The sequence below is a fragment of the Rathayibacter sp. Leaf296 genome, assembly GCF_001423045.1.
Lineage (GTDB): Bacteria > Actinomycetota > Actinomycetes > Actinomycetales > Microbacteriaceae > Rathayibacter > Rathayibacter caricis.
The window spans coordinates 190996-200568 of the sequence record NZ_LMNR01000001.1; the positions used below are offsets into that span (position 1 = coordinate 190996).

Here is a 9573-nt window from a genome sequence, read left to right on the forward strand (position 1 = left end):
GCACCAATCTGCTCGGGCTGGTGAAGCACGTCGCGGGCACCGAGGCGGGCTACCTCGGCCTGGTCTTCGGCCGGCCGTTCCCCGAGCGGCTCGCCTGGATGGAGGACGACTCCGAGCCGAACTCCGACATGTGGGCCACGGCCGAGGAGTCGCGCGAGGACGTCGTAGGCCACTACCGCCGCGTGCAGGCCCACTCCGACGCGGTCGTCGCCGCCCTGCCGCTCGACGCCCCGGGCGTCGTGCCGTGGTGGACGAACCGCGACGTGACCCTGCACCGGATCCTCGTGCACATCGCGGTCGAGACCCACCGGCACGCGGGTCACGCCGACATCGTCCGCGAGCTGATCGACGGGCGCGTCGGACTCCGCCGCGAGGGCGACAACCTGCCCGAGGGCGACGCGGCCTGGTGGGCCGCGCACCGCGCGCGACTCGAGGCGGTGGCGCGCGCGTCGGAGTGACGGTGCGCGCCGATCCGCCTGCAGAAGTAAGGCTGAGCGCCCGGACTCGTCGATCCACGGCCGCATCCGGCCCCTCAGCCTTACTTCTGCGGGAGCCGCGTACGCAACCGAGGGCGAGATCGTCGCGCGGCCCCTCCAGCGGCGGTTCGCCTGCCCCACCCTCGGTTGCAGACGCCTCCGCGACGTCGTGGCATCGCGCGAGCGGACCGATGCGCGGAGGGGGCCTCCGGCGTGCCTCGTCAAGGGGTGGGTCCGCCGGTGGCGGCGTCCTACCGTCGAGATAGACGGGTGCGGGGATGCCGCACGGCGCACGATCGGGAGGACACCATGCAGAAGCTCTACTACGCGAGCGGCTACGTGCTCCTCGGCGACACCATCTGCACGGCGGTCGTGGAGTACGCGCAGGCGCTGGCCAATGTCGGCAAGTCCGACCTCGTCGTCGTGCCGTCGCTGTCGGACGAGGGCATGCTCGGCGAGACGCGGCTGCTGCTGGGTCCGGCGAGCCAGCTCTTCGCGAGCCCGGCGCTCGACCGCGGCGTCGACCTCGACGACCCCGAGGCCGTGGAGTCGATGCGCGAGAAGACCCGCCGCCTGCAGCCCGCGCGGCCGCAGGCGCAGCCGGCCGAGATCGACGACGACGACTTCCTCTAACGCTACTTCTCGAGCGTCGTGCTCGGGCTCTCGCCGAAGCGGTGCGCGTACGACGCCGAGAACCGGCCCAGGTGCGCGAAGCCCCAGCGGTGCGCGACCTCGGTGACCGTGACGGTGCCGGAGTCGGTCCCGCGCAGCTCCTTCTGCACCGCGTCGAGGCGGATCCGCCTCAGGTAGTCCAGCGCGGTCATGTCGAACTCGCGGCGGAACTCGCTCTGCAGGGTGCGCAGACTCATGTCGGCGGCCGCGGCGATCTCCTCCGTGCGGATCGGCAGGTGCGCGTTCTCGTACATGTACTCGACGGCGGTGCGGAGCCGTCCGCTGCGCGGCACGAGGAGATCGGCCTGTGCGGCGAGGACCGCGTGCGGGAACGTCTCGAGCAGCGCGATCGCCGCCGCACGATTCGCTTCGCTGCGCAGGAGTGGCGTGCTCTCGTCGGAGTAGATGACGCGCGCGATCGCCGCGACGGTCGCCGACCAGCGCCGCAGCGTCTCCCCGGTCGGGCGCGCGGTGGAGTCGAAGAGCAGCGGTCCGCCCTCGACGCCCTCGACGTCCTGGGCGATGCCCTCGAGGTAGGCGCCGTCGAAGTGGATGAGGTTCTGCCGGTAGTCGTGGAACTCGAAGGCGGTCGGCCGGCCGTTCACGAACATCGCCGGCTGCCCGAGCTGCAGCGCGACCGGGTCGCCGTCGATGTCGGTGACTCCGGTGCCGGCGGTCAGCCACGAGACGACGTACTCGCCCTCGGTCTGGATGCGGCCCTGCACGGATCCGCCGAAGTAGCTGCCCCGGAGCGTCATGTCGGAGTCGCCGACGGACGTGTAGCGGTACGCGAAGTCCTCGCCGGGTTCGACGGCGAAGCGGTGGCCGTTGTAGGCCCCCTCGAACATCTGGCGGGCCTCGTCGATGTCGTGGCCGCTGATGTCGGAGCGGACGACGTCGGGGGAGGAGTCGTTCATCCCGAGGAGCGTGCCACGCCGGAGGGCCTCGCGTCGATGCGGGGGAGGGCGCAGTTCGTTAAGCGGATAAACGATTCAGAGGCCCGTACGCCCGGGTCATCGCGTGCACCGTCGCGCTGCGGAACTCCGAGAGCAGGACGACCGAGTGCCGGTGGCGTCCCTGCACGGCGAGCGAGAAGACGTCGCCGGAGGACGAGTCCCACCACGCGTCGACCTCGTCCGCCGGGATCCGGACCGTGCCGTCGTCCTCGCTGAGGACGAGGGCGTCGGGGAGGACGAGGAGCATGCCGGTCACTCCGTGCACGCGGGAGGAGCAGGTGAAGACCGACTGCGGATCCTCGCGGCCGGCGAGACCCAGGAAGTCGGTGATCTCGACGGTGGGCGCCTCGAGTGCGGTGCCGGTCATCGTGCTCCCCCTTCGCGAGGCTCCCCCCGGGTCGTGCTCGACGTCACCGGAGGAGGTCATCGTGGGTCAGGCCGCGTTCGTCAGGCCGACGCTCTCGGGCTGCGGTGCGGGCTCCGGGATGACGCGCAGGCCGCGGCCGCTGTTGGCCTCCTCCATCAGCGAGCGGACCCACGTGGGGTTGATCGCGGGCATGCGGCTCCCGTTGAACGAGAACTGCAGCGGGATGGCGGGGTGCAGCCACAGGGTCTGGCGTCCGGTGCCGTGGGTGTTCGACGCCTCGATCTGGAAGGCGAACGCCTCGTTGCGGCGGAACTTGTTGATCATGACGATCTGCAGGTGCGCGAGGGCGCGGTCGTCGATGTCGTGGGCGGTAGCGGGAGTGCCGTAGAGGAGGGAGCCCATGTGCGGAGGTCCGTTCTGTGTGATCGCCGCGGTGTCGGCCGCGACTCGTGCGGGGCGACCCGACGGATCCGTCGGGGGTGGGGAGTTCGGAAGGCGGTGCCGGCTGGGAGGAGCGGCGTCCGCGCGTCGCCCGGGTTCCGGGGGCGGAGTCGCGGGGCGGTGGGGCCGACGGGGATCGCTCATCCCGCCGTGACACCAAAGTAGGGGAGGGGCAGGGGGCGATCCCGGTTCCTATCCGCTTTGCGAAACCGTGCTGCGAGCTGCCCGCAGGCGCCTGTGGGGTGCCTCAGCGGAGGGTCTCCACGCCGCGTCGGGGGCCACTCAGAACGCGTAGCGGACGCGGCAGTAGGGCAGCTGCTGCTGCAGCAGGGCGAGGAACCGATCGAGGGCGGCGCGCTTGAGGTCGCGGCGGTAGCGGATGTTCACCGCTCCGTTCTCGGAGACCTTCGACTCCTGCACACCCGGGGTCCAGAGCAGCTCCTCGGCCTTCGGGTGCCAGCCCGTGTTCACCTCGTGCAGCCGCTCGTTGTGGGTGAGCAGGATCACCTCGGCGGCGAGCTGCGCCTTCGCCCGCGGGTGCAGCGCCGCGTCGAGCTGCTCGAAGAGCTCGGCCCAGTCGCGCTGCCAGGTGGGGGTGAGGATCACGGGCGAGAAGTTGACGTGCACCTCGTAGCCGGCGTCGACGAAGTCGTTGATCGCGGCGATCCGCTCGGCGATCGGCGAGGTGCGGATGTCGGTGACCTTCGCCGTCTCGGCGGGCATCAGAGAGAAGCGGATGCGCGTGCGGCCGAGCGGATCCCACTCGAGCAGCTCGCGGTTGACGTACTTCGTCGCGAACGAGGCCTTCGCGGTCGGGGACATGCGGAACAGCTCGCAGAGGTCGCGCACGTTCTCGCTGAGCATCGCGTCGACGGAGCAGTCGCTGTTCTCGCCGATGTCGTAGACCCATGAGTCGGGGTCGCACTGGTTGCCCTCGGTCTTGGGTCCCTGCTTGGCGATGTGGCGGGCGAGGTGCCGCTGGATCTGCTCGATGTTGGTGAAGACGGTGACGGGATTGCTGTAGCCCTTCCTCCGCGGCACGTAGCAGTAGACGCACGCCATCGCGCAGCCGTTGGCGTGCGACGGCGCGATGAAGTCGGCCGAGCGGCCGTTCGGACGCGTGACCAGCGACTTCTTGACGCCCAGCACGAGCGCCTCGGTCTTGATCCGCACCCAGCGCGCCACGTTGGTCTCGTCGCCGTGCACCTCGGGGATCATCCAGTGCGACTCGACCGGCACGATCTCGGCGCCGGGCCAGCGCGCGACGATCTCCTGCCCGCGCGGCTGCTCGAGCGCCGCCGGCTCGGCGTAGATGCGCCGCACGTCGAGCAGCGTGCGTTCCCGGGTGGCGGACATGGGTCCGTTCTACCGGCGACCACCGACATCGAGCAGTCGGCGGACCCTTCGTCCGCCGACGACCCCGGCAGTAGAGTCCCCGCATGAGCGACACCTTCGAGCCCGCGGCCGACCTTCCGGGCGACCTCCCGGCCGACCTCGTCGCCGCGATCGCGACGGTCGAGGAGGCGCTCGTCGCGATGGCTGCGGGTGACGCCGATCCGTACCGCCGCTGCTGGGCCGACATCGACGACTCCACCCTCTACGGCGCGTTCGGCACGATCGAGCGAGGCCGCGCCGCCATCGACGAGACCCTGGGCTGGGTCGCGAGCCGCTTCGCCGACGGCGAGCTGCGCCCGCACTACGACGTCGTGCACGCCTCCGGCGATCTCGCCTACACGGTCGGCCGGGAGCTCGGCTCGACCCGCCTCGACGGCGGCGAGCCGCGCCCGCTCGTCCTCCGCGTCACCCACGTCTACCGCCGCTTCGACGGCCGGGGCTGGAAGCTGGTGCACCGCCACGGCGACCACCCGCCCCTGCTCGAGCGCTGACCACCGCCCGCGTCGCGCAGGATGGGGGCATGGACTCGACCGCCGACTGGTACCGCCGGGCCGCCCGCGAGCTCGCGCAGACATCCGAGCTGCAGGTGGGCTGGGCACTCGAGGTCGCCGGACGCGACGACCTGCTCGCCCTGATCGACGAGCTGCCGCGCGCGCACCGCCAGCCCTCCCTCCTCTTCTCGGTCGCCCGGTACCTGGGCGCGCCGACGGAGGCGTTCGCCGACTGGCTCGTCGCCGAGTGGCCGCGCGTCGCACCGGTCGCGGCCGAGCGCCTCACCCAGACGAACGAGGCGCTGCGGTGCGCGCCGCTGGTGGCGGCCCTCGAGCGGATCACCGAGCCGGACGAGCCGATCGCGCTGATCGAGATCGGCGCCTCCGCGGGTCTCTGCCTCGCTCCGGAGCGCTACTCCTACGCCTTCGAGACCGGCGACGACACCGTGCGCCTGGGCTCGGGCGGCCCGCTGCTCGAGTGCGCCGTGACCGGCGGATCCGCGCCCGCGCGCCTCCCGGTCGTGGCGTGGCGGCGCGGACTCGACCTGCGGCCCCTCGACGTGCGCTCGGCCGACGACCGCGCGTGGCTCGAGGCGCTGCTGCCGCCGGACCGGCCGGAGCGGACCGCGCGGCTGCGCGAGGCCGTCGCGGTGCTGCGGGAGGATCCTCCGCCGATCGTCGCCGGCGACGCCGCCGACGCGCTGCCCGCCCTGCTCGCCCAGGTGCCGCGGGGGATGCGGGCCGTCGTCGTCTCGCTCGGCACGCTGGTCTACCTCCCGCGGCCGGCCCGCGAGCGCGTGCTCGACGCGGTCGCGGCGCACGGCGCGAGCCTCGTCACCCTCGAAGCGGAGTCGCTGCTCGCGCACCTCGTCGCACCCCGCGCCGCTCTCGCCGCGCCCGAGCCGACCCCGTTCCTGCTCGCCGCCGACGGCGTCCCGCTCGCGTCCGCCACCCCGCACGGCGGCCGCCTCTCGTGGCTGACCTGACCGCCGCGCGACCCCGCTCCAATAGTTGCGGTAAGAGCTCGCCTTTCCCGCAACTTCCGCGGAAGCGCCGCCAGCGGCACTCCACGCCGCGGCAGGTGCTGCCGCTGCTTCTCCACAAGTTGCGGTAACAGCTCGCCTTTCCCGCAACTTCTGCGGAAGCGCCGCAGCGGCCCCGACCCCGCGGAGGTGCCCGACTTCACTTCTCCACAAGTTGCGGTAACCGCGCGCCTTTCCCGCAACTTCTGTGGAAGCGCCGCCAGCGGCACCCCACGCCGCGGCAGGTGCTGCCGCTCCTTCTCCACAAGTTGCGGTAACCGCGCGCCTTTCCCGCAGCTTCCGCGGAAGCGCAGGCGGCGGCACCCGACCCTGCGGAGACGCGCGAAGTCGCTTCTCCACAGGTTGCGGTAACCGCTCGGCGTTACCGCAACTTCTGCGGAAGCGCCGCCAGCGGCACCCGACCCCGCGGCCGATCCCCCCGCTACAGCGCGTCGACGAACATCTGCGTCGCCTGCGGCACGTACGACGCGTTCGTCGCCGGATCCCAGCCGACCAGCGCGACGACGTTCCCGCCGACCCGCGCCGTGATCCCGACCAGAGTGAACGGGCTCGAGCCCACCGCGCCGGTGACGGTCCAGCCGACCGACTCGTCGGTCCCGGTCGTCGCCGGCACCGTCTGAGCGACCGTCGTCTGCACCGGCACACCCTCCATCGCGAACAGCGCCGAGCCGCTCGCGCAGCGCTCGAGGGCGCCCTTCGCGTCCGCCACCAGGGCGGAGGCGGCGGTCGGGTCGGCCGCGCTCGCGACGACCGAGGTCATCGAGCGGTCGTTGCTCGTGCCGTACTGCACCGTCGAGCCCGGCGACGCCGTGTCCCAGCCCAGCCCGAACGGTGAGAGGCAGCTCGCATCCGTCGCGGTCAGCCCCGGGTAGATCGAGTCGAGCATCTCCTGGATGCTCGCGTACTGGTCCGGGACGAACTGGATGCCGGTGAACACGGCCGCCAGCTCGGGCTCGCCCAGCTGCGCGGCGGCCGCCGGGGCCGCGGGGGCGGCGGCCGTCGGCGTGAGGGTCGGGATGGGCTTCGGCGTGCTGACCTCGCCCACCGTCCCGCCTCCGCCCGCGCATCCCGTCAGTGCGAGCAGCAGTGCTCCTGCCAGTGCGATCCCTGCGGTCGTCCGCCTCATCGTGTCCCCCGATCACTCCGCCGCGGCACGTCGCCGGGCACGTCACCTCGACGCTAACAGCAGCCGCCCGCCCGGACGGAGTGGTCCGTTCGGGCGGGCGGCCCCCGTCCCGGTCACGCGCGCGGGATGACCACCGAGACGCTCGCGCGCGAGCCGCCCGAGACGGCCGTGACCGTGCCGGTGCCCGCGGCGATCGAGCTCTTGCCCGTGCGGAACACCTTGGTCACCGTGGCGCCCGGGGCGACCGCGGCCGAGGACGCCGTCCCGTAGGGCGTCGCGACGGTCAGATCGGCGGCCGCGCGGCCGGTGTTCGTCGCCGTCACCGTGACGACGACCTTCCCGAGGATCACCCGCGAGGTCGCCTTCGCCGTGACGGAGGCGCCGGGCACGACGCTCGCTCCGGCCAGTGCCGTCGTCACGCCGTCGACGCGCGCAGTGATCGAGACGGTGCCGGCCGTGGACCCGGTGCGGATCCGGGGGAGCGCGGCGACGCCGTCGGCGCCCGAGAGCACCGCGGCGGTCGTCGCTCCGCTCTCGAAGGCCGCCGGCCCGGTGATCGCGAAGCCGACCGAGCGGCCCGCGAGGGCGCGACCGGAGGAGTCGCGCACCAGCACGGACTGCGCGAGGTCGCGGGTCGTCGCGGTCGGCACGCTCTGCAGCGTCCCGCGCGCCTCGGCCGAGGCCGCGACGGCGATGCCGTTCACCTCGATCTCGGCCACGCCCGTGGATCCGCCGTACTCGCCGGCGCCCCACGCCGTGAACACGAGCCGCAGCGCCGTCGTGGTCACCGGAGCGAACGTCGCGCGGTTCAGCACGTCGCGCTCGCGGCCGGGAGCCGCTCCGCTCACGGGAGTCCAGACGTCGCCGACCAGGTGCTCGACCCGCCACGACCGCGCGGGGATCAGGCCGCGTCCGTCCGCGTCGGCCGCGTCGCTCGCGAAGAGCACCGAGGCGCTGTCGACGGTCGCGGCGCTCGGCCAGCGCAGCTCGACGTGCTGCTCTCCGACCCGGGGCCAGGAGCCCCAGATCGTCGAGGCGGCGCCGTCGGCGACCGCTCCGACCGAGGTCCACGGCGAGGTGTACGAGGCGCTCGTCGACGAGGCGAGCGGAGCGATGTCGCCGACGTAGTCGGTGCACGGCACGGTCACGGTGACCGTCGCGCGCCGGGTCAGCGCGTCGATCCGGTCGACCCGCACCGACATGCCGGAGTTGAGCACCGCGGTCTCGCCGGCGAGCACGAACTCGTTCGCCTCGCTCGCGTCACCCGGACGCTCGAGCAGGTCGCCGGCGTACGGCTGGCCCGGGTTCGAGCGCAGGATCTGCACGCCCGAGACGTCGCGGCGCACCTGGAAGGGGCTCGTGTACGCACCGCCGTCGGACGTCGTGTCGGCGCGGTCGTTGTACTGCGCCCAGTAGCGGATGCCCGCGTCCTGCGGGTCGTTCCAGGTGAGCGCGCGCCGGCCGGCGGGTCCGGCTCCGAGGGTGTCGAGGGTCGTGGTGCGGGGTGCGCCGCAGACGGGCTGGCGGGTGTTCGGCAGCGTGCCCAGGCGCGCCAGCGACGGGGACGACAGCGGCAGGAACGACCAGGCGTCGCCCATCACGTCGGTCCGGTTGCCGTACTCCTCGCGGCGGCAGTCCGCGGGCAGCGGGGTGGAGGCGTAGTCGCGGGTCGTGGCGCAGTTCACGCTGTAGGCGTGCGGCAGCGAGAGGTTGTGGCCGAGCTCGTGCGCGAGGAAGTACGCGTCCGGTCCGGGCTGGAACGCGCGTCCGCCGTCGTCGGGATCGCCGGGCTGCTCGCCGTTGGCCCAGTTCGGGCACGGGTCGCCCTCGGGCACCATGGCGACCAGGTGCTTGCCCGGTCCGCGCTGCCAGCCGGTCCTCTGCGCGATCCAGTCCTGCAGCCCGCCCGTGTTCGTGCAGCCGATCGGCTGGTCGACGACCTGCCAGTCGACGACCTGGTCGAGCTCGAAGCGGATCGCCCCACCGGTCTCGCGGGAGTAGAACCGGTCGACGAGGTCGAGGGCGCGGACGGCGTCGGCGGTCGTGTACCCGCCCGGGACCGTGCCCTGCGGAGCGACGAGCGCGATCGTCACGCGGTGCGTCTGCACCTGGGCGCGCGCCGGGATCTCGACGTCGACGAAGTCGGCGTCGAGGGCGAGGGCGGCCTGCTGCGTCGTCGCGTCCGCCTCCGGCTCGATCACGGTGGGCTCGGCGTCCGGAGCCGCGACGGGGCGGTCGGGAGCGGGGGCGGCGGGAGCGGGGGCGGCGGGAGCGGGAGCGGCGGGAGCGGCGGCCACCGGAGCGGCGGCCGCTGGAGCCGCGGCGGATCCTCCGGCGACGAGCCCGGAGGCCAGCAGCAGTCCGGTGAGCGCTCCGGGGAGCAGGGCGTGTCGTCGTCGCATGGTCGTCCTCTGGGTCGGTCCTCGCTGAATGCCCCGAGCGGCAGTGGCGAGTGCACGAGCTCCCGCCGACCTCCTCGCCGCTGAGGAGTCGGCTGACGTTACCGTGAACATCCGCGCAGGAACGGGCGGATGTCCCTCCGCGACGGCCCCTTTCCGGGTGGGGACCAGAAAAGCGGGAGGCCGGGGGCGCACCCCCGGCCTCCC

Annotated in this window: 10 protein-coding genes; 4 read left to right on the forward strand and 6 right to left on the reverse strand. The window is 73.1% G+C overall.

What is annotated here, in order from left to right:
* Together ASF46_RS00845 and ASF46_RS00850 are read left to right on the forward strand one after the other, a co-directional pair.
* A partial coding sequence (locus tag ASF46_RS00845) for a DinB family protein (protein WP_056866026.1) occupies positions 1-458 on the forward strand: 458 nt, incomplete at its 5' end.
* Between the two features lie 327 nt (positions 459-785).
* Positions 786-1109 carry a hypothetical protein gene (locus ASF46_RS00850; RefSeq protein WP_056866027.1) on the forward strand — a complete coding sequence of 108 codons (324 nt, stop codon included), beginning with the start codon at positions 786-788 and terminating at the stop codon, positions 1107-1109.
* 2 nt (positions 1110-1111) lie between these two features.
* On the opposite strand, the gene ASF46_RS00855 is transcribed toward ASF46_RS00850, so the two are convergent.
* The 4 genes from ASF46_RS00855 to ASF46_RS00870 all read right to left on the reverse strand — a co-directional run bounded on the left by ASF46_RS00855 (position 1112) and on the right by ASF46_RS00870 (position 4268).
* Complete coding sequence (locus tag ASF46_RS00855) at positions 1112-2065, reverse strand: AraC family transcriptional regulator (RefSeq protein WP_056866028.1); 954 nt, start codon at positions 2063-2065, stop codon at positions 1112-1114.
* Positions 2066-2123: 58 nt separating this feature from the next.
* Positions 2124-2471 (reverse strand): hypothetical protein, encoded by a 348-nt coding sequence (locus tag ASF46_RS00860; RefSeq protein ID WP_056866029.1) that lies wholly within the window; start codon positions 2469-2471, stop codon positions 2124-2126.
* Positions 2472-2537: 66 nt separating this feature from the next.
* Positions 2538-2873, reverse strand: coding sequence for a hypothetical protein (locus ASF46_RS00865; RefSeq protein ID WP_055785367.1), 336 nt, complete (start codon positions 2871-2873; stop codon positions 2538-2540).
* Between the two features lie 321 nt (positions 2874-3194).
* Positions 3195-4268, reverse strand: coding sequence for a spore photoproduct lyase family protein (locus tag ASF46_RS00870; RefSeq protein ID WP_056866030.1), 1074 nt, complete (start codon positions 4266-4268; stop codon positions 3195-3197).
* 83 nt (positions 4269-4351) lie between these two features.
* Here ASF46_RS00870 and ASF46_RS00875 point away from each other — a divergent pair, with 83 nt between their 5' ends.
* Positions 4352-4798 carry a YybH family protein gene (locus ASF46_RS00875; RefSeq protein WP_056866031.1) on the forward strand — a complete coding sequence of 149 codons (447 nt, stop codon included), beginning with the start codon at positions 4352-4354 and terminating at the stop codon, positions 4796-4798.
* A 29-nt stretch (positions 4799-4827) separates the two neighbouring features.
* Positions 4828-5784 (forward strand): DUF2332 family protein, encoded by a 957-nt coding sequence (locus ASF46_RS00880; RefSeq protein ID WP_056866032.1) that lies wholly within the window; start codon positions 4828-4830, stop codon positions 5782-5784.
* Positions 5785-6262: 478 nt separating this feature from the next.
* Here ASF46_RS00880 and ASF46_RS00885 read toward each other — a convergent pair whose 3' ends face one another.
* Positions 6263-6967 (reverse strand): hypothetical protein, encoded by a 705-nt coding sequence (locus tag ASF46_RS00885; protein ID WP_157602118.1) that lies wholly within the window; start codon positions 6965-6967, stop codon positions 6263-6265.
* Between the two features lie 113 nt (positions 6968-7080).
* Positions 7081-9369, reverse strand: coding sequence for an Ig-like domain-containing protein (locus ASF46_RS00890; protein WP_056866034.1), 2289 nt, complete (start codon positions 9367-9369; stop codon positions 7081-7083).
* Positions 9370-9573 lie beyond the last annotated feature (204 nt).